The 22,803-nt window shown below is 33.6% G+C and carries 13 protein-coding genes; 9 read left to right on the plus strand and 4 right to left on the minus strand.

What is annotated here, in order from left to right; genetic code table 11:
- Positions 1-20: 20 nt before the first annotated feature.
- Complete coding sequence (locus tag HNS40_RS05450; protein WP_172278477.1) at positions 21-323, minus strand: hypothetical protein; 303 nt, start codon at positions 321-323, stop codon at positions 21-23.
- A gap of 227 nt (positions 324-550) precedes the next feature.
- On the opposite strand from HNS40_RS05450, the gene tpiA reads away from it, so the two are divergent.
- The 5 genes from tpiA (at position 551) to HNS40_RS05475 (ending at position 14,476) form a co-directional block, all read left to right on the plus strand.
- Positions 551-1,312, plus strand: a complete 762-nt coding sequence (gene tpiA / locus HNS40_RS05455; protein WP_172278479.1) for a triose-phosphate isomerase — start codon at positions 551-553, stop codon at positions 1,310-1,312.
- Complete coding sequence (prmA, locus tag HNS40_RS05460; RefSeq protein WP_172278481.1) at positions 1,312-2,142, plus strand: 50S ribosomal protein L11 methyltransferase; 831 nt, start codon at positions 1,312-1,314, stop codon at positions 2,140-2,142. The genes tpiA and prmA overlap by 1 nt, the downstream gene beginning before the upstream one ends.
- A gap of 179 nt (positions 2,143-2,321) precedes the next feature.
- Entirely contained in the window at positions 2,322-6,821 is a 4,500-nt protein-coding gene (locus HNS40_RS05465; protein ID WP_172278483.1) for a hypothetical protein, read from the plus strand.
- Complete coding sequence (gene plsY, locus HNS40_RS05470; RefSeq protein WP_216663612.1) at positions 6,821-7,453, plus strand: glycerol-3-phosphate 1-O-acyltransferase PlsY; 633 nt, start codon at positions 6,821-6,823, stop codon at positions 7,451-7,453. The genes HNS40_RS05465 and plsY overlap by 1 nt, the downstream gene beginning before the upstream one ends.
- Positions 7,454-7,513: 60 nt before the next feature.
- Complete coding sequence (locus HNS40_RS05475) at positions 7,514-14,476, plus strand: SPOR domain-containing protein (protein WP_172278485.1); 6,963 nt, start codon at positions 7,514-7,516, stop codon at positions 14,474-14,476.
- 50 nt (positions 14,477-14,526) lie between these two features.
- Here HNS40_RS05475 and HNS40_RS05480 read toward each other — a convergent pair whose 3' ends face one another.
- From HNS40_RS05480 to HNS40_RS05490, 3 genes are read right to left on the minus strand one after another with little or no spacing between them, the layout of a single operon-like run.
- Positions 14,527-15,459 carry a YihY/virulence factor BrkB family protein gene (locus tag HNS40_RS05480; protein ID WP_172278487.1) on the minus strand — a complete coding sequence of 311 codons (933 nt, stop codon included), beginning with the start codon at positions 15,457-15,459 and terminating at the stop codon, positions 14,527-14,529.
- A 4-nt stretch (positions 15,460-15,463) separates the two neighbouring features.
- Complete coding sequence (nadC, locus tag HNS40_RS05485; RefSeq protein WP_172278489.1) at positions 15,464-16,300, minus strand: carboxylating nicotinate-nucleotide diphosphorylase; 837 nt, start codon at positions 16,298-16,300, stop codon at positions 15,464-15,466.
- Positions 16,300-16,680, minus strand: coding sequence for a DUF4783 domain-containing protein (locus tag HNS40_RS05490; RefSeq protein ID WP_172278491.1), 381 nt, complete (start codon positions 16,678-16,680; stop codon positions 16,300-16,302). The genes nadC and HNS40_RS05490 overlap by 1 nt, the downstream gene beginning before the upstream one ends.
- A 274-nt stretch (positions 16,681-16,954) precedes the next feature.
- On the opposite strand from HNS40_RS05490, the gene rlmH reads away from it, so the two are divergent.
- The 4 genes from rlmH to HNS40_RS05510 all read left to right on the plus strand — a co-directional run bounded on the left by rlmH (position 16,955) and on the right by HNS40_RS05510 (position 22,284).
- Entirely contained in the window at positions 16,955-17,428 is a 474-nt protein-coding gene (gene rlmH, locus HNS40_RS05495; RefSeq protein WP_172278493.1) for a 23S rRNA (pseudouridine(1915)-N(3))-methyltransferase RlmH, read from the plus strand.
- Positions 17,421-19,046: a T9SS type A sorting domain-containing protein gene (locus HNS40_RS05500; protein ID WP_172278495.1), complete on the plus strand. Its 1,626-nt coding sequence runs from the start codon at positions 17,421-17,423 to the stop codon at positions 19,044-19,046. Before rlmH ends, HNS40_RS05500 begins: the two co-directional genes overlap by 8 nt.
- A 163-nt stretch (positions 19,047-19,209) precedes the next feature.
- Complete coding sequence (locus tag HNS40_RS05505; protein ID WP_172278497.1) at positions 19,210-21,279, plus strand: putative porin; 2,070 nt, start codon at positions 19,210-19,212, stop codon at positions 21,277-21,279.
- 198 nt (positions 21,280-21,477) lie between these two features.
- Entirely contained in the window at positions 21,478-22,284 is an 807-nt protein-coding gene (locus HNS40_RS05510; protein WP_172278499.1) for a choice-of-anchor V domain-containing protein, read from the plus strand.
- Positions 22,285-22,803: the final 519 nt, after the last annotated feature.

Here is a 22,803-nt window from a genome sequence, read left to right on the forward strand (position 1 = left end):
TGGGGTTTCGTATTTTAACTCTAAAAAATAGCTCCAATAATTAAATAAAAGAAAACTAGTGATACCATAGTAATAGGCACTCCACCAATAACTGAAGTTAATATACTAGCGGTTACATTTAAATGTTTTCTAATTCTTTTATAAAGATAGGAAATAGCAATCATCATTGGAAGACCATAAAACAAATAACCTTGAGCAAGTCTCCAACCGAATATTTGATGAAAATAATCAGTGTCTTTATCGATCCATATTAATAAAATAATTGATAATGATACAAGCAAAAAAATAAAAAAATAAGGCGCAATTTTATTTAAAATTTTCATAGAAATGTTTTAGTTCAAACGAAATAGGAAATATTTTATTGCAATGATATGCACGTAGTTGCGCATATACCTAGTTATGTGTTTTCACATTCACATATTTACGCAACCAATGCAACCATCGTTGTATCGTAACCATCGTCACCACATAACCATCGTCACCTCGTAATTTTCTATGTATATTTAAAATAATGCCCTATTTTTGCCCAACATATTTAAAATCAAAAACAATGAGAAAAAGAATTGTCGCAGGAAACTGGAAAATGAATAATAATTTCGAAGAAGCTGATGAATTATTATTTCAATTAGCTGAAGGAATTAAAGATTTAGAACTAGAAAATGAGGAAGTTATCATTTGTCCTCCAGCATTATACCTTGAAATGTCAACAGATGTTGGATTAGAAAATGGTTTTTCAGTGGGTGCACAAAACTGTTCTACTCAAGATAAAGGAGCCTATACTGGTGAAATTTCAGCTTCTATGCTAAAATCATTAGATGTTAGCTGTTGTCTTGTAGGCCATTCAGAAAGAAGAAAGTATTTCAATGAAACACACCAAGATTTAGCTCTTAAAGTAGATCAACTTTTAGAGAATGAAATATTTCCAATCTTCTGTTTTGGTGAATTATTAGAAGAAAGAGAAACCGAAAAGCATTTTGATATTGTAAAAGCTCAAATCGCTGATAGCTTATTCCATTTGAATGCTGAAGAAATGGAGAATGTAATTCTTGCCTATGAGCCAGTTTGGGCCATTGGTACAGGGGTAACCGCCACTACTGAACAAGCTCAAGAAATGCATGCTTTTATCAGGAGTATTCTAACTGAGAAATGGGGTGCTGAGTTAGCTGAAGAAACAACTATCCTTTATGGTGGTTCTTGTAATGCTAAAAATGCCAAAGAACTATTCTCACAAAAAGATGTGGATGGTGGCTTAATAGGCGGTGCTTCTTTGAAAGCAGAAGATTTTATCACTATTGTTAAGAGCTTTAATTAATGGCATATATCGAAGTGAATTTTAGCATTGAGCCTATGGTTCCTGCTGCCGAGATTTTGGTGGCAGAATTGAGTGAAATAGGTTTTGAAAGTTTCGTGGAGGAGGAGGCTAATCTAAAGGCTTATATCCAAGAAAATCAGTTTGACGAGAAATTAGTAGACGAGTTATTTAGTATGAATAATCCCGAATTTAAGGTTTCTTATCAAGTTCAAAAAATTGAAGACCAAAATTGGAATGCAAAATGGGAAAGTGAGTATGAACCTGTACTCATCGATAACAGATGTTATATCCGAGCGCCATTTCACCCTTCTATGCCCAATGTGGAATTTGAAATAGAGATATTGCCTCAGATGTCATTTGGAACTGCCCACCACGAAACCACTCATCAAATGATTCAATTATTGATGGATGAAGATGTGGAAGGTAAATCCGTTTTGGATATGGGATGTGGTACTGCAGTATTGGCCATTTTAGCAGCCATGAAAAATGCAGAAACCGTTCATGCCATTGATAATGACGAGTGGGCTTATCGCAATGCCTACGATAATGTAAGGAAGAATAACTTTCCGAATATTATTGTGGAACAAGGCGATGCCACTATTTTAAAAAATCAAAACTACCAATTGATAATTGCAAATATTAATAAAAACATCCTCCTCAACGATATGCATGCCTATGCTGCTGTTCTTGAAAAAGGAGGAAAGATTTTCTTTAGTGGATTCTATGAGAATGATTTGGAAGACATCACAAAAAAGGCCAATAGTTTGGGCTTAGAATATGTCAGACATATTTCGAAAAACAATTGGGTTGCTGCCGTTTTTATTAGGTAATAAAGTAACAATTAGATATTTAAAACCGTCAGATGATATATAATCACTGATGGTTTTTTTGTGGATGGCTGTTTCTTTTATTAACAATATTCATTATTTCATATCTTTTTTTGTGAACAAAATAGCAGCTGTATAATGCCTGATTGTATTATCTTTGTTTAATTCCCAATAATGTACCTATGACTATGGATATTAGATATTTTAGTAGATTTTATATTGCCTTTGTGTTGATATTGATTAGTTCTTTTGGATATGCCCAAAAAAATGCCAAAACAATGCCTTATTCTAGTGAAGAATATTTTTCAGCATTAGATGAGCTTTTTTCTTCTAAGTCTATCCAAGATAAAGACAAAAAAGGCGTAAAAGTTTTGATGAAAGATTTGGAAGAAAAATGGGAAATGGGCTATTTCTCTAATGATATAAAAGAAAAGATTTATATCACATCAAACTTGATGTTAGAGAATAAAATGAGAGCTGTTCCATTTTTTAGAGATTACTATATCACATTAATCGCTCTAATCGATAATCAATTACCTGATACAAAAGTAAAGAAATGGATGTCTAGTGCAGACTTGGTTTTAAAGAAGAAGAAAAATAGGGATTTTACTACCTATTTGGTTAATTCTTTGGCTTTGTTTGAAGATAATTATATCTTCTCCAATAGAATTATAAAATGGAAAGTAGGAGATGATTGGGATTTGAAAGTAGATTCTACGGTACGTTATGTTTTTTCTAATACTGATTTAGTCTGTTATACCAAAAAAGACAGTTCTAATGTTTATGGAACTTCTGGAGTGTATCATGTATTTGAAAATCATTGGGATGGAGAAGGTGGAAGAATTGATTGGCAGAGAGCAGATTTAGATAAGAATGAAATTTATGCCAATTTGAAGCATTACCAAATAGAAATGAAGATGTCTAAATTTGAGGCTGATTCGGTCGAGTTTTTTAATTATCGTTATTTTGACGTCCCTCTTTTAGGTGAACTGGAAGAACAAGTATTGGCTAGTAGTCGAGGAGAAAAAGCACTTTTCCCAGCTTTTACATCCTATACTAAACAATGGAAAATACCAGAGATATTTCAAGATATTGATTTCTCAGGTGGATTTAAAGTTGAAGGTGCACGATTAATTGGTATTGGAGATGCACAAGACCCTGTGATTCTTACATTTAAAAGAAATGGAAAGAAATTTGTTTCTCTGAGTTCCAATAGTTTCTCAATTAGTATCGACAAAATACGATCACAAAACTCTAGTGTGACTATCCATTATCGGCAGGATAGTATTTATCATAGTGGATTAAGAATGAATTATTCTGATAAAACTCGTGAATTATCCCTAATTAGAGATGAACGAGGCGTAAGGGCAGATCCATTCTTTAATACCTTTCATCAATTGGATATGTTTGTGGAAGCAGCTTATTGGAAACTGGATGAGGATATCATGGATTTTGATATGATTAAAGGAATGAATAAACGTCCCGCTTTTTTCACTTCTAATAATAGATATTCTCTGCAGCATTTTGAAGAGTTGATGGGTATGGATGCTCAACACCCTCTAAGCCTATTAAATAAATACATAAAGGAAACTGGTACCAATAAGATTCATATTTTAGATTATGCCAATTTCTTAAGAATGCCCTATGAACAAGTTAAACTTCAACTTTTATCTCTTGCACACGAAGGTTTCGTTATTTATGATGTGGACAATGACATGGTTATCGTAAAAGATAGAACCCCATTTTATTTAAATGCCAGAACTGGGAAAGTAGATTATGATGTTATTTCATTTCGTTCAGCTAATACAAAACTAACTAATGCAGAACTTCAATTAGATAGTTTTGATTTGAAGATTAATGGGGTACAAAGAATTATTCTTTCAGATTCCCAGAACTTGGTTATTGAACCTGGAAATACTGGAATTGCTGAAGATGAATATATAGTTGTGAGTAAAAATAGAAATTTCCGGTTTAATGGAAAAATTACTGCAGGACGATTTAGCTTCAAATCTTGGGGCTGTACCTTCGATTATAATAGTTTTAAGTTGGATATGCCTCAGATCGACTCTCTTTGGTTTTGGGTAGAAGGAAAACCTTTACCCACTGGTGGTCGGGAACGGAAGCAAGTGCAAACAGCGCTGATAGATTTATCTGGAGATTTGCTCATTGATCACCCCTCTAATAAATCTGGATTAAAACCCTATAAGGAATATCCGGTTTTCAACAGTAAAAAAGATTCCTACGCTTATTATGATCAATATTTTATTGAAAAAGGAGTTTATACTCGAGATAGATTTTATTTTAGAATTAGCCCTTTTGTGCTAGAATCACTTGATAATATTAAAACTGAAGATATTAAATTCGATGGATATTTATACTCCGGTGGAATCTTCCCTGATATTGCAGAACCTTTGCAAGTAATGGATGATTATTCTCTAGGATTTGAAAAAGGGACTCCTGAAAGTGGTTTGCCTGCTTATGGAGATAAAGGAACTTTCTTTAATACAGTAAGTCTGAGTAATCGTGGTTTACGTGGGGATGGAAACTTAGATTACCTTACTTCAAAGACAATGGCAAGTGATTATATTTTCTATCTGGATTCCATGAATGTTCATGCGGAGAGTTTTAATCTATCTCCAGTAAAAGAATCTATTGAATTTCCTCGTGCTTCAGGTAAGAATGTTTATCAACACTGGATGCCATATCAAGATGAAATGCAAGTGTATTCTAAAGCTGAATTCATTAGTATGTATGATGAGGAAACTAGTATCGAAGGAATGCTCAGTTTAAAACCAACAGGCCTTAATGGTGGAGGGAAGCTGCATTACAAAGTCGCATTTATGACTTCCAATAAATACGATTTTCAAAATCTAACCTATCATGCAGACACAGTAGACTTTAAAGATGATGGATGGGAACTTTCTAACTTTAGTGCTGATGGCGATTATACAGAAAGGAAAGTCTTATTTACTTCAAATGATGGTAATTCCTTGGTGAAATTTCCAGATAATCAATATATATGCTATATGGATGAGGCCACTTGGTGTATGGATAAAGATGAAACAACTTATTCGAAAAAAGATGCCACTATGCCCGAAGAGTTTGTTGGGAAATCAATTAGGGATTTGGCTGATATTGAAATTACTGGTTCTGAATTCTACTCAGTGCATCCAAAACAAGATTCTCTCACTTTTACCTCAGCAAAAGCTAGTTTTAACTCTAGAACCAAAGTTATTACAGCAGATGGGGTATTGAAAATATTAGTTGCAGATGCTATAATTTATCCAGTCGATTTATCTGTAACTATTCTTAAGGAAGCTAATATGGTACCATTAGAAGGAGCGAAAATTCTTGCAAACAATACGACAAAATACCATGAAATAAACGAAGCGAAAGTAAAGATTAATGGTAAAAACGATTATTTAGCTTCAGGCTCTTATGTGTATTTAGATAAGTATGACATGAAACAGAATGTCTTCTTTAGTCAGATATCCGTAGATACGACCTTTCAAACAGTTGCTGCAGGAACCATTCTAAAAGAACAAGGCTTTACATTAAGTCCAGCATTTGAGTTTTATGGCGATGTGCATCTATTGGCAAGTAGAGAACCTTTGGAGTTTGATGGCGGATTTAAACTAAAAACAGCTTGCATAACTGGTGAACATTGGATTGGCTTTAAATCGATTATTGACCCAGTAAATGTAATGATTCCTATTCCTAAGCAACCCAGAGTACCTGATATTTCAAATACTAGAAAATATATTGGAATTGCAAATAATAGAGATAATAGAGAGGTTTATTCTATATTTCTAGAGAATAAACAAGAATATTATGATTCTATCCTTATGTCGGCCACGGGTTATATTCTTTATGATCAAAGGACATCAGAATATAGAATTTCGACAGAGGAAAAACTGCAGCAATTTAGTCGTCCAGATAATTATTTTAGTTATAACGCCAATACTTGTAAAACTCATGCTGAAGGTGATTTAAGTTTTGATGTTAGAACTTCTGATTTTCATATGAAATCTTGGGGTATGGTAGATGAGAAAGATAAGGATGCTGAATTTACCGTAGCTACAGCTTTCGATTTCCATTTTTCAGAGAAGGCTTTGGCGGAAATTGTAAATGTATTTAAAACTGCAGATGCTGATTTTTATGACATGGGAGCAGATTTCTATTCAAAGGTAGCAGGTGGATTTATGGGTATTAATGCTGCCGATAAATACATATCCGATATTGCAATGGGTAAGCAAAAGAGAATTCCCGAAGCCTTGCAGCATACCATTTTTATTAATGAAATGAATATGAGGTGGTATACAGGAGCACAAAGCTATATTGCTAAAGGAAAAATTGCCATTGGAGGATTCCTTAAAGATAGAGTTAATGCTGAAGTTGAAGGTTATGTGGAATATAGAAAAATGAGAACCCAAGATGAAATCAATATCTATTTTGAAGTGGGTGGGGAATGGTTCCATTTTAATTATCAAGGACAATTGTTAAAAGTGTTTTCATCAGTAGCCAAATTTAATGAAATAATATTGGAAGATGTAAATGGAAAAGGTGATAAAAACAAGCTGAAGGAGGATAGTGAAAATGGGAAGAAATCAAATTACAGATATAATATTGGAGATACCAAGAAAAAAGATGATTTCATTAATCGTATTAAACCCTATATATAATGAATGATTGGATTCAGCTGTTATTAGGACTTATAATCTCCTATTTATTAGGAAGTATTCCTACTTCCGTATGGGTGGGAAAGTGGTTTTATAAAACTGATGTTAGGGAGCATGGAAGTGGAAATGCAGGAGCCACCAATACCATTCGGGTTTTAGGATATTATGCAGGTATTCCTGTTCTCTTATTCGATATGGCCAAAGCATGGTTTCCAGTATGGGCTGTTGTAAATCTATTAGTATGGCACAACCTTACATTTGATTTAGTTTATATTCAAATTGGCTTTGGTTTGGCTGCTGTTTTAGGTCACGTATTTCCAATTTATATTGGATTTAAAGGGGGGAAAGGAGTTGCTACTCTGGCAGGAATGGCATTAGGATTATTTCCCTTAGCTTTTCTATTTAGCCTCTTCACTTTTGTACTTGTGATTGCTATTACTAGATATGTATCCTTGGGATCCATGCTAGCTGCTGTTGTTTTTCCATTGGTCTTAATTTTTATCTCTGATCAACAAAGTTTCCCTTTGATAGCATTGGGTGTTTTTGCATCTATATTCATTATTTTTACACATAGGGTTAATTTGAAGAAACTATTAAATGGCACTGAAAATAAGTTTGGTGCTAAAAAAACTTAAGTGGATGGTGATTTTTGTAGGAATGATTACATTTACCAATTAATAGAAATACATATTTTGATGGGCATATCAAAGATTTTGAAATATATTTTTATCAGCATCTTGTGGCTGAGCTTCCTTGTTGGATTTACTCAAAATGAGTTCGATTCCTCAGAAGAAATGGCTGATAAAGCAGCTGTTCTATTTCAAGATGAGCAGTACCTCGCAGCCTTTCCATTATATTCTCAGTTATTGAGTTTAGATAGAAATAATCCTGAATTAAGCTATCGATTTGGAGTTTGCTTACTTTATTCAGATCGTAGAGATACATATGCACCTATTACTCATTTAAAAAAAGCCATCAATCAAATATCAGATCCCAATTTGTATTATCACCTTGGTTTTGCCTACCATATTAATTATAATTTCCCTGCAGCTATTTCATTTTATGAAGATTACAAAAGCAAAGCTGGAAGAAAAGTCAGTCCGAATTTTGAGGTGGACAGGAAGATCGAAATGTGTAGAAATGGAATGCATATGATGAAAAGTGTTAAAGATCTTTTTGTCTTAGAAAAAAATGAAGTGTCACGAGATGAGTTTTTCAGGTCTTATAACTTACATGGTTATGGAGGAAAGATGATTCGTAAACCTGAAGATTTCCTATCCAAAGAAGACCAAAGGAAAACTTCCAACGATTTTATCTTTTTCAATTCCAAAGCAAATGATGTTTATTATTCTGCATATAGTAAACAAAACAAGGACCAAAAGGATATTTATAAAAGGACTAAACTTCTTGAAGGAGGATGGTCAGAACCAGAAAGGCTACCAGATATCATTAATACCCCTTATGATGACGATTATGTGGTGATGATGCCTGACGGAAAAACTATGTATTTTAGTTCAAAAGGTCATAATACTATTGGTGGGTTCGATATATTTAAATCAGTGTATAATGACCAAAGCAAAACTTGGTCTGTTCCTGAAAATGTAAATTTCCCATTCAATACTCCAGTAGATGATATCCTATTTGTTTCGGATACTTCTGAAGCTACGGCCTGGTTTGCCTCAGTGAGAAGCAGTGTGGATGATCAAATTATGGTTTATAAAGTAGGTATCATTAAACGACCTGATGGATCAGATGATTTAGCTGCTATTTATGCCAAAAATAAGATGCTTACCGAAGAGGATTTAAGGAATATTAAAAATCGAGCAAGTCTCGATGTCAATATTAGTGAAGAAGAGTTTGATGAGATTCCAGTAGTTGATCATATTGCAGCAGCTCAAATTTTACATCAGCAAAACGAGGAAAAGATTGCTGCAGATATAGAAAAGAAAAAACAAGAACAGGTAGTTATTGATAGTGCCAAAGTAGTTATTTCTCGCTTTGAGAAAAATATGGATGCTTTTGATAGTGTAAGGCAATATGCATTGTCGTTGGCATCAAATAAAAAACTCGAATCACATCGACTAAGAGAGGAGGTGAAACAAAATATGAAATTGGCTGCCAGCTCCAATGATAAAGAGGGGTTAACAAAGCTTATCAATACTTCAAATTTCGCCATTGGGAAAGCTGAACAATTGGATTATATAGCAGCTAATTTAGAAACTTTTGCTAAAGAAACTCAGCGTAAAATTGAAAGGCAGGTACAGAATTTTGCTACTTTAAATAGACAATATGGTGATGCTGAAAATGCAGTGATTAATGGTGATTTAGATAGAGCCCAAGCTACTATTTTAGCCATGAAATCTATTCAGTTGAATGCACCAAAAGTGATGGAATTAGAAGCAGAAATGCCTATTAATGAAGGGGAGAATACTAATAGGCAATTTCCTCTAGAAATTCAGGAAGCCATTGTTTATCAAGCTTTTAAATTGGAATCTGAAACCCCTCAGCTAGAAATTGTTGCATTATCTGCTGAATTCGAATCTTATATTCCTACTAAGGAAGTAAAAGAAGATTTAATAACTGAAACGACTGCTTTTTCGAATAATCCATCGAAAAAGTTAGAGGAATATTTAATTGTTTTAGAACAACAACAACCTAGTATTCTGGTTTTAATCGGAGAGAAAGAAGGCCATATAGAGGAAATGATTAAGTCTTTTGAACAACTAGAGGATGCTGAAAAATCGGAGGCATTACAAGCCGTCAACCAGGAGCAAGAAGAATTAAATAACTATCAAAATGCAAAAGCTTGGTCGGACAAGATGATTGCGAAAACAAGAAGTGATCTTCAAAATACTCAGATGTCTAGTGTAGATCCTGATGAGAAATTTGAGGCCTATCAAGCCATGGCTCTGGAGCTGGAAAAGGGATATGATTTTTCTAAAAACACCTTTAACTCGGATGAACTAAACCTCCAGAATAATCAATCCATTACCACGACTGAAACTTCCTCGTCAACTCTTAAAGCTACAACATCTATTTATATATTAAATTCCAATGGAGAAATAGCCAAACAAATTATTGATAGTGACCATTTAATACCTTCCTCTCAATTGAATTTTAGTGCAGGAAACGAAGATTTTTTAAGGGCTCAAAGCCTACAAATGATTGCTGCAGTAAGAAAACAAAATAAGCTAAATTCATTTGGACAAAGAAAATTGCAAAACCGAATTTCTACATTAGAAACCGAATCTCAACAGAGCTTTACAAAAGCTAATCAGTTGTTAGTTTCTACAAAAAATGCACCGGTTTCTACACAGCAAGATTTATTGGCTCAAACCAATAAAGAGTTTAATAATCTTCAAAATAAAGTAACAGAAATCAAAACATTAAATCTCGTAGATCAACAATTAGAATCAGCAAATAACGATGCCGCTCGGATTTCTGTGAAGATGACGCAACAATTTGAATTGTTGGAAACAGAGTTGAAGAATAAAAAATTCAATAATATAGAACAGATATATATAGGAATAGAAAGAGACTATAATAATTATAAGGTGATTACAGATTTTTCTAGTGATTTCAATATGGAAACAGGAGCGCTGATCAAACCAGTTACAACTTCTTCTGTTTTAATTCCGACATATCAAATTACTTCTCAAGGTGATCTAGTTAAGTCTTTCGGTCAAGCTTCAGAGGATTGGAATAATGTTGAAGAGTTTATGGAGGATGCCAATAATAGTGAAGTTCAGCAGAATTTAGTATTGTCACCAAATGTAGATCTGAGTTCTAGCGAGGAGAGATTCACTAGGATTTTTAGCCCTTCCACACAAAAGGAGGCAGAGAATCTATATATCATAAAACCCAGATTTAATTCTTTTGTTCAGAGCTCAACTAATTCCTTAATTCAAAACTCTTTAAACCAAATTAATTCATTGGTAGGAGAAACAGAATTTCTTTTGGCTAAGAGAAATCAAGTAAACCAATATTATTTGAAACAATTAGAGGAGGCCAATAAATTCGAGCAACAGAGTATTACTAAAATTTCTTCTGCTAATTTGTCTACTCCTGAAATAGCTGAAGCCAATAGCTTGAGTTTAGAGAGTAAGAAAGGTTTTTATAAAGCTTCGGTTGCTGCCTCATTCATTAAGCAATACGACCAGCAAATTGTTCAACAAAGTTTATTACTCGATGAAGCAGCAGAAACTGTTCAGACCATGCAAAGTGATTTGGATAATAATTTACCAGATGAAGCTTTACTTAAAAACGTCCAGCTTCAAAGAAAAATGGCCGCATTAAACAAGACAGAAATTGATGACAGTGCTTATAATTTCTTCGTTAATGAATTGTTTGTTCCAATTCCTGAGATTTTCAGCGAAAGTGAGAATCAAGAATTTTTAATCACTAATGGGCAGGTACAAAGAAATGATCAGGTCATTTTGAATCAGTTCTTCTATCAGAATACACCTCAGGTAGGAGTGGATATTTTAGAGTTACCATCATTAAGTATTGGTAAACCAGATATTATTGAAGAAGAAACAAAACACACAACAGAAGTATTAGCTACCTATCCTTCAAATAATCCTACCACGACCCATCCATCTTTGAATATCCCAAATACTACTAATAGCAAATCCAATGGTAACGAAACCTCTAGTGTTAATGGTTCTGGCTCTGTTTCAACAGGCTTAGTGATATCTAACCCTGTAGAGAATACTTCAGAAGGTATTGTAAAAGATATCAATTTAAAAGCTATCAATGCTAAAGAATTTAAAACTGACGATGATATTAGAGATGCTTTAGGTAGCTTAAATTTGTATGCTCAAGCCCATATGACAGAGGTTGATTTGATGCAAAAACGATTGGCTATTTCAGCTGAGAATAAACTAAATACTAGTAATAAATTTAGTTTGCAATTAGAGACACTAAATGATCCTATATCAAGAAGGCCAGTGAATGATTCAGCTAAATCGTACCTATATCAAGCTTTAGCATTAAAAGCAGTTTCCGATGAGTATCAAACTTATTTAGATGGAGAGCGAAATATTCAAGATCAAATCACTCAATATTCTTTTGACATTGAAAAAGATTTAGAGAAGAATAATTTGAATGCAGCAACTGTTAAGTTTGAGAAAATGCAAACAGAAATATCTTCATTTGGAGAAGAGCCAGAAATCAAACTTTTAGATATTCAATTGCAATTGATCGGGCAGATAAATTCTTCAAAAATAAAGATGGATTCTGCTTTCGCTTTGTCTATGGATTTAGCCAATCAATCGGTAAAATTATTGAGTGAAGCATCCGAAGAGAGACAAGAAGCTGAAGGAAAAAGAAATGCTTTCAAGAGGAGGGAAGCCCTAAAAGCTGCGGAATCAAAAGAAATTGAAGCTACCAAAATACAAAATGAGTCTGAAAAAGCATTGGCATTCGGAAATAGTATGCATGAAGAACATCAGATATTTTTGTCACTAGCAAGTATAGAAGCCGAAGTGAACGCCTTATCTAAAGCCCCAGTGCAGCAAAGTCAGATGGTGGTGAATCAGGAATTGGTTTTCGAAGGTATTGATAATAGAAAGAGCGAAGTTTTGGGAAGACCAATGAATACAGCCATTTCTCAAGTAACTGAGCCTAATACTAACAAAAATCCGTTAGGTACTAATGATGATCTTCATGTTTATGAACGTGAAAATTTTAAAGCAGAAATGTTAACTGAAGAATTAGAACTAATCAAGAGAGAAATTGCTCTTTTGGTTCAATCTCAAAACACAAACTTAACACCTAAAGAGGCTTATTTGGTCGAAAAGAAAGTGGATATTCTTCGTCAAAAAGCTGATAGTTTGGAATATGAAGCCAATAGAGTATTCGATTTGGCAGATCGCATCCTTGAAACACTTTCTGAAGAAGAACAGAAGGAAGCTAAGAAATCGAATCGTGATTTTAACAGTTATTTGAGTGATCTAAAAGATAAGATTGAAGTTTTATTATCAGAGGCCAGTTCTTTAAAGCAAAGAGCACAACGTTCCAATAATATTCAAACCCGAGAAGATTTGTTTCAGCAAGCCAAGGATAAAGAAGAAGTGGCTATGTATTTGATTTTGGAGGAATTTGAGGTGATAGCTCAAAAAAATAAAACCAGGTATCGAAAAAATCAATTGTTATTGGAGCAGCTTATGATGGATTTAGCCAGCACCAAGGAACGTGAATTAATGAGAAATATATTTGCTCAAATAGATGATTATTTTGCCCAGGCTCAACTTAAAAGAGCGAAAGCCAATCAACCAGGAATATCATTTAGTTTAAAAAAGGTTTTATTACAAGATGCCTATTCCTTAGAAATGAAAGCACTTGACTTGCAACAGCAAACTAAAACGATGTTAGAAAAACATGATATGAAAAGTATGATGGCTTATCAAGTGGTCACTGAAGAGGAACAAGAGTTGGCTAAAAACAACTTGGTAGTTAATCCATTACGAAATGAAGGAGAAGCTGCCATATCGAAGAATAATATAGTTCCTAGTGATATTCCACCATCTCAAATCACTATTAAATCTCAAGGTACTAATCTCATTAAAGAAGATGCTGAGGAGTCCATCGCAAATAATAGCGGTGTTAATTCCCAAGTTCAGAAGCCTCCTATAAATTCTCAAGAAAGTATTTCTGCAGGACAAGAAGTGGAGTATATCTCCTCAGTAGATGATGGGATTGTTTATAGGGTTCAGTTTACAGCATTAAAAGAGTTGAAAAACGAGTCTTTCTTCAATAGAGTAAGTGATATCAGTGCTGAAAAAGTAACAGGAACAGATTTTATTAGATATTTCTCAGGTAATTTCAATGAGATGGACGCAGCAATTATCAGAAGAAATGCATTACGTTCTTCAGGTTACCAAGATGCTTTTATTCGTTCTTGGAAAAATGGAGAAGCAGTAACATTATTGAGTTTACGAGAGGATGAGGGAAGTACTGATTCACCAATAAATTCTGTTGCAGCAGTAAGAAGAACCAGCGTTGGGAATATTGATTTTTCAGCTACTAACATATCGTCTCTACCAGGTGTTTATTATACTGTTCAAGTGGGAGTTTATAGTCGTCCGCGTACTAGTGCCATGATTTTTGGAATCAAACCATTATATCATAAGCGAATGCAAAATGGTTATTGGATTTACTATTCTGGTATCTTTAATAGTATTGCGGATGCCACTGTCAAAAAGGACGAAATAGTAGAGCAAGGAGTGAAAGACGCATTTGTGGTAGCATTTAGTAATGGGAATTCTGTTGGTTTAGCTGAAGCTCGTCAGCAAATCAATAGAGGAGTAGATTCTCCGAATGATGAAGATATTGTCATTCTCGAGGATGCTAGTTTGCAGATTGATAACCAGTGGGATATGAGTCAACAAGCAAGAATAATTTCTAATTCTAATCTGGAATATAAAGTTCAAGTTGGAGTTTATTCTAATCCTATTGATTTGAATTGGATAGCCTCTCAATTAGATGACGATTATAGTGTAGACTCCTATCAAAATAGTAATGGAAAATACGTTTATTCTATTGGGAATTTTAATGATAACGCTGATGCAAGAATGCTACTAAAAGAAATCCAAGAGATTATTCCTGATGCTTTTTTAGTAGGTTTTCAAGATGGAAATAAGAAGTATATTCGTTAAAGGAGGTTAATAAGTTGAAACTAAATTTTGAATTAATTAAACATAAAATTTTAAACATCATTTTTGGGCTCATTTATGGCTTTTAAATCAATTCCTTTAGCTTTAAGCGCAGCATTATAGATACTGGCATTCAGTTCAAAACCAATCAATACAATAATGGAGTTGAAATATACCCATAAAAGAACCAATAATAAAGTTCCAATGGAACCATAAAGTGCATTATAGGTGGCTAAATTATTGGCGTAGAAATTAAAACCAATATTTGAAATCATCATTAAAATAGTAACCAAACTAGAACCAGCAGAGAAAAATTTGAATGGTGTTTTTTTGGCAGGGCCCCAATAATAAATAAAGGAAACGCCAAAATAGGTGAGGGCCAATAATGCGATCCATCTAAACCATTGGATTAGTTGTGCTACATAATTATCATGCAGTAAATCTTTATAATCGAGATAATTGAAAAAGGCCGTACCAACTACTATCGTGGTAATGACTACTATCAAAAGAACAGCTAATACCAAAACCAATACAATGGCTACCCATCTTTGCATGAAAATACCTCTAAATTCCATAGTATGGTATGAGGCATTAAATGCATCAATCATACTATTAATACCATTGGTGGCAAAGAATAGGGCCAACACAAACCCCAATGATAACAGGCCTCCTCTTGGTCTTTTTACAATGTCAACTACCGTGGAATCTATAGCTTCCCATGCTTTTGTAGGCATGATGTCATGTATTAATCCCAATAATACATCTTGAAAATTCTCTATGGGTATAAAAGGAATCAATGTGAAAATGAATATGATAGCAGGAAATAGAGCAGAAAACATGCTAAAGGATATAGCAGAAGCACGAGTTGTGATAGCGCCATTCACCACTCCTTTAAAAAAGAAATCTAAAACATTATATATGGGGACCCCATCGAAACCGGGAATTACAATCGTCTTTAATTTTCTGATAATGTATATTTTCTTCATTCTATTAAGCTATAGCTAGTAGGCTTAAATCTAAGCTTTTTATTTGATGTGTTAAAGCGCCTATTGAAATAAAATCTACTCCAGTTTCGGCATAGGCTCTAATGGTATTTTTATCAATCCCACCACTAGCCTCGCTTTCAAATTTGCCATCAAGCATCACCAATGCTTTTTCTATGCCTTTTGGTGTGAAATTATCCAGGAGTACTCTATCTACTCCTCCATGATCGATTACAGTTTGCAATTCTTTTAAATTCCTGATTTCAATCACTATTTTCAAATCTTTATTCTTTTCTTTAAGATATTTATGACAAGCATCCACAGCTTTACAAATTCCACCAGCAAAGTCCACATGATTGTCCTTAATCATAATCATATCGTAAAGTCCCATTCTATGGTTAGTTCCTCCGCCTAAAGCTACCGCTTCTTTTTCAAGAAGACGCATTAAAGGAGTCGTTTTTCTGGTATCTAAAAGCTTGGTTGTGGTTCCGTCAATAATGCTCATGTATTGGCGGGTTTGAGTTGCAATACCGCTCATTCTTTGCATAAAGTTTAGCGCCAATCTTTCTGCTGATAAAATGGAAATGGATTTCCCTGAAACTTCAAAAATAACATCCCCAATTTCTATTCTTTCTCCATCTTTTATAAAAATAGTCAATTCTGTTTCTGGATCTACTGCTTTATATACGAGTTCTGCAATTCTAACTCCTGCAATTGTCCCATTTTCTTTGGCAACCAATCTAGCTTTTCCTTTGTGGTCAGATGGAATGGTTGATAAGGATGTATGATCGCCATCGCCTAGATCTTCCTCTAGAGCGAACTTTATTGTTTCTTCAATAGTCATTAATCTTCAATTTGTAGTTGGATGATTTTCGATTCTTTGTTCAATAAAACATATACGCTCCACTTTTTTTGCTCACTTTGCATATCGCAAACCGCATAATGGGTTCTTTCATTACTGGCTCCCTTATGTTTTATTTTAAATGCTTTGATTTTGTTTTTTAAAAAGAAGTCTTTTAATAAAACCAGGGCTTGTTGTTTACCAAAAGTTCCATCATTGGTTCCTATACTTAGATCCAAAGTATTAGACATTTGTGTTCCTAGGCTTTTGCTGTCGTTACTCATAAAAGCTTTAGCAATGAGTTCAAAAGAATCTTGATTGTTCTGACTATATAAGCCGGAGCTAAAAAGAATCAGAATAATTGGAAATAGGATTTTTTTCATGGTTCTATAATTTACCCTGCTATCAACAGAATTATAAATACAAAATTAATCATTTTTGGGGATTATGAGTTTTTAAGCCTTAGATAATTGTGTTTTGTTAACATTCTATAAAGCCATTTCATTTTTCAATGTTTTACTTATGTTTGCATAATGAGTAAATAAATATTGTTTTCAAGTGTTAAGTATAAAAAATAGCGAGTTATCATGAGGAATGAAGTCTTCAAAATCCTGTTTTTTATACGAATATTTGAACTTGTGGAATAAATTTAATGATATGAGAATCAGCCTGATGTTGGTAGGTAAAACAACGGATAGTATAGTAGAGAAGGGAATTGAAAAGTATCTGAAAAGAATGAAAAGGTACATTCAATTCAAGTTAGATATTATTCCTGCTTTAAAGAATACCAAGAATATGAATGAGGCTGAAATTAAATTGAAAGAAGGCGAATTGATTTTAAATAAACTAAACCCTTCGGACTTTTTAGTCTTATTAGATGAGAATGGGAAAGAAATGACCTCTGTCCAATTTGCTTCTTTCGTTGAGAAATCGATGTTGCAAAGTATCAAAAACCTTGTTTTTGTTGTTGGTGGAGCTTATGGCTTTAGTGATGCTGTTTATAAAAAAGCAAACCAAAAAATTGCTTTATCACAAATGACATTTTCTCATCAAATTATTAGAATGATTTTCCTTGAACAGATTTATCGTGCTTTTACTATTATTAACAAAGAACCTTATCATCATGAATAAACGATTTTCAACTATACTTTTTGTATTTCTTATTTATGGATTTTCAACCAACACTGTAGCTCAGGATATGGAGTTTTATTGGGCTAAACAATATGGAAACGATAATTATCCAAATGACATAGAAAGTATTGCCTCAGATAATTTGAATAAGATTATAGCTTTTTCTCATTTCGATAATGAATTCACCATTGAAGGAAATAATTATGTGGCTGAGGATGGTAGCGATTTAATTCTTTTTGTTGTCGATGAACATGGTAATTATGAATGGTCTATGACAGACGGTGGAGCAGACGACCAAGTTGCACAAGAAGTTCATTGCGATATTGAAGGCAATATTTATATCATGGGGAAATTTAAAACTCAAATTAGTTTGGGAGGGGAAGTTGAAACAAGTAATGGGAGTTTTGATATGTATATCGCAAAATATCAATCTAATGGTGACTTTGTATGGTTAAAAACATTCGGAGGTCCAAATTCTGAATCTATTGAAACTATGAAGATAAAAAATGATGTGATTCTTTTAGGTGGTAGATTCTATGATTATACTATTCTTGATAATGACACTCTTTTTAGTCAAGATGGAACCGATATTTTTATTGCTAAGATGAATCTCGATGGTGAATTCATTAATGTGATGACAGCTGGAGGAGCCAGTGTAGATAAAGTATCAGGTGTTGACATGGATATTTATGGAAATGTTTATGCTGTTGGCGACTTTTATCAAAACATAACGTTTGGAGATGAAACATTTGAAGCAGGTGAAGCTCTTGGCTTATATATGATCAAATTGAACTCAAATTTAGACTTAAGTTGGGCTTATCAGTTTCAAGGTAACGATATGCGCCCGAATACTAAATTGGCTGTAGCCTCAGATGGAAGCATTACTGTTGGCGGAGTATTTAGTTCCAATGTTAGTATTGGAGACGAGGATTATGTTACTGCCGATTTTGATGAAGATATTTTTGTTGCCAATTTCTCTAATAATGGTGATGTAAATTGGTCTCGTCATTATTATTCTCATTCCATGGAAGGCATCGAAAGTCTAAAGGTAGATAGAGTGGGGAATACCTATCTAACTGGTCATTTTCTTGGCGATATTAATTTTGGAGAACTAACATTAACTTATAATCTCTGTTGTGGATATTTAGAGGTGTATTTTGTGAAGATTAATGAAAATGGAGAAGTCATTGATGCAAGTCAATTAACGGGCGAGACCGCAAGAATTAAAACAATGGCGGTTCCAGAAACTAATCAGGTTATTTTGGCCGGTCGATTTTACGATGATTTTGCAATGGAAGACATTACAATGAATAGTCCTGTTAGTTTCAATGTATATTTGGCCTATTTTAAAGATGACACTTGGTTAAGTATGGATAATGCTGTTAGTGAAGGAAAAATAATGATTTCACCATCACTATTTCAAGAGTATTTTAATGTTTCAGGCTTAGAAAATGCTGAAGAAATTTTAATACATAATGAATATGGTCAGTTGGTGGAGTCTATAAAGGTAAATTCTCCTCAAAATCAGCTTGGGAAAAATTGGGTTTCTGGGATTTATTTTATGACAATTACTTATGAATCAGGCTCATCAAATCTTCAAAAAGTGATTAAAATCTAATTTGTTGAATAGGAGATTCATTTCTTCAATTATTCATTAAATTTGCAGCCAAATAAACACGATTAGTAAAAGGCTTTCTTCATTAATGATTAACATGATTGAAACTAAATAAATTGATATCCGCATAATGATTTTAGCAAGGAACATGTTATTAGTATTTGTTATGATTTTGATATTTATTCAAAACCCAGTAACAGCTCAAATCAATAATGATTCTGCTTATGCTATTGTTGATTCTTTATTAAACTCACAAGACACTATAAATAAAGGTTTCGATACATTAAAAATTTCTAATGATTCTATTAATGCCAATGATTCATTAATTTCGGTCGCTGATAGTAGTCAAAATGAGATTATCGATTTTTTCTTTAGAATGGATAGTATGGATGTCTATTCTTATTCCTTGTTTTTGGACAGTGTAAACTATAGGCATTTGATTTATATGGATACCTCTAACCATAGAGGAGGAGACTATGACCCCGTTAATTTACTGCCTGTATCATATAATGACCTGGGAAATATTGGGTCAGCTCAGGAAAATCATGTATTTCAGCTCAATGAATCTGAAGGTTTTAGTATAGGAATAAAGAGCTATAATGCCTATCTTTGGAATACCAAGGATATTAAACTATACAATACGCGAACTCCTTATACTGAGATTTTTTATCTGATGGGAGCAAAGAAGGAAAACAGTTTGAAGTTTTCTCATGCCCAAAGTTTTATGGAACAACAATTGACAATTAATTTCGATTTCCAATTGTTTAATAGGATAGGAGCATATAATAGACAAAAGACCGACGTGAAAGGTTTTATGGGAGGAATGGGTTATAGAACCAAGAACTCAAGGTATAAAGCGGATTTTCAATATTATCATAATAAATTGGTATTGCAAGAAAATGGAGGGGTTACAAGTTTAGCTGATTTTGAAGAGAGTCAAGAAAGTAATCGAAAAATCATCGCTACAAACCTTGCTTCAGCTGAAAATCTGATACGAATATCTGGTGCAGTATTTCAACAGTTTTTCTACCTTTCTAGGCCCGAACCTGATTTCTCAAATATTCCAGATACCAGTAAAATTGATTTCGAAGCCTATTCAGTAACTCATTTTAGGAAACCTTATTTCGATCCGGTCTCCCATCTTGGTAAAATCAGTCATTATTTTAATTACGAAAGACAAAATTATCGTTATACTGATGAAGATCAGGAATCTATTATATATGATGGTTTACCCTTTTATCCTAATCCAGATAGTTCCTCATTCTTTGATACTATTGGGATGCAGAAGTATATAAATGAATTCATTTACTCTAATTCTGATTACAGCGATGACCCAAATCATCCTAAGCTTATAAATTTCTTCGCAGGTGGAAGACATGAACTAGTGAATTACTATCAGCACTGCCAAAAGCAAGAATTTAATCATTTGGCTGTCATAGGAGGAGTGTTTCTGAATTTCACCAAATTCATGAGTGTTTCTTCTGATGCCTCCTATTATATAGGAGACTATTTAAATAATGATTTTCAGTTTAATGGTAAACTCTTTTTAAAGTATAGAACAAACTTGCTTACGGGAGGAATTAAAATTGTTCATCGCTCTCCAGATTGGATAATGCAGGAATTCTCATCTTCTAGGTTCACCTGGAATAATGATTTTGATAAAACGGATATTCAAAAACTATTTGTGAAGTATGAGCGGAAGAGATTAAAAGTGGAAGCACAAGTGATGAATATGACAAATTTGGTCTATTTGGATTCTACTATTCTGCCAAAGCAAAGTTCTAAAAACATCCAGCATATTGTCATCTCAGCTGAAAAAGATATCCGCATTGGTCATTGGGGTGCCGATCTACGCTTAACCTACCAGAATATGTCACATCCCGATATTATTAGAGTCCCCGACTTTTCTGGAAAGGCGAAGCTATTTTATCATAATATCTTATTTGAGGGAGCACTTGAATTAGAAATGGGTTTCGAAGCTTATTTTTTCACTAAGTATTATGCTAATAGGTATATGCCAGCCTTACGCTCTTTTCATATTCAAAACGAACAAGAGATAGGAGATTATCCTTTTATCGATGTTTATTTAAATGCTAAGATTGGTAAAGCACGTCTTTTTGTTCGTTATGACCATTTTAATTCCAGTTTCATGGGGAGTGATTATTATGCCAGTCCATACTATCCAGCTGCCGATGCTTCTTTTAAATTCGGTGTAAGTTGGATTCTTTTCAACTAAAAGCGTCTATACTACTTGCTGTTAAACAATTGTTAAGGTGCAACCTGAAAGCATTTTTTGTTGTTTTTTGTAAAGAGTACATTATGTAATTCCTTATATAGAGATCCTAGATTAGAAATCTAATATCAAATATAAGTTCCATTCATTATATACTCCCCTAATCTAAATTCAAAAAATCTAATAACAAAAACTAAACTTATGAAAAACAAATACTCATTTTTTATCGCATTATTGGCACCAACTGCAATGGCATTGTTCTTTGCAGGAACACTATTCCATGGAGGTTCACCAGGAGGTAAATCTGGAAGTCCTGGAGATAACGGAGCAACTTGTACACAATGTCATGCTGGGACTGCAACTCAGCAAGATGGGATGATAAGTACTAATATCCCAGAGTTGGGATATGTAACTGGAGAAACGTATGAAGTCATGTTAAGTGCCACTGATGCCGATGCCGGTCGCTTTGGATTTGAACTAACTGCTGAAGATGCTGATGGTAACAAAGTAGGCCAGTTTATAATTTCAGCTGATGGCCAAACACAATTGGCAAATGGTAATAAGGCTATTACGCATACCGCTTCAGGTATTACACCAGTTGGAGATTCTAAAGAATGGGCCTTTACTTGGACTGCACCAAGCACAGATGTAGGCATCGTCACATTCTATTCGGCAGTAAATGCAGCTAATAATAATGGTGGTACATCAGGGGATCAGGTTTTAACTTCTAATGTGAGTTATGATGAATCAACTATTGGAATAGGAGAGGAGCCTTTAGAGGCTTTCTTTAATATGTCACCAAATCCAAGTTTTGGTTCTATTAAGATATCCCATGAGTATAATGATGCCAAATTATCTATTATAGATATATCGGGAAAAATTGTTTTTCAAGAAGAGTATTACCAAAGTGATGCTCAAATAGACTTGTCAAACTTAAATAAAGGAGTTTTCTTGGTTCAATTACAAAGTAAAAATCAAGTTAAAACTAAGAAATTAATGATAAAGTAGTATTTGTTCCTTCCAAAAGAGGATGTTTTCGCTGGAAGCATCCTCTTTTCGTTTATAATAAGGTAGTAATTGTATAGTTTATTACCAATATTTCCCAACGATTAGATGAGTAATATTAAATATGTAAAAAAAGATAAAAACATATTCCTCAGAAATAGAAAGACTTACGTATTTTTTAAAAAATAATATTGATTTACATTAGGAAAAGCGAAATAAAGCAGTACTTTTGCACTCGCAATTACAGCAACGTTCCTTACATATTGGTGTTTACATACTTGTTTTACAGGTAGTTGAAATTAGTTTTCGGATTAAATAAATTATTTTAAAACAAATGTTGCACGAATCAAATAACATTGTATATTTGCACCCGCTTAGCGAAACAAACTTAAGATTAAGTTTACTAGCGGCGAAAAGCTCTCTAAAAATTTTAAAAAATATTTCAAATAAAGTTTGAAGTTTTAAAAAATAGAGTATCTTTGCACTCCCAATTAACAAGGGGTTTAAACAAAAGAAAGTTCT

Source organism: Lentimicrobium sp. S6 (assembly GCF_013166635.1).
GTDB lineage: Bacteria > Bacteroidota > Bacteroidia > Bacteroidales > UBA12170 > UBA12170.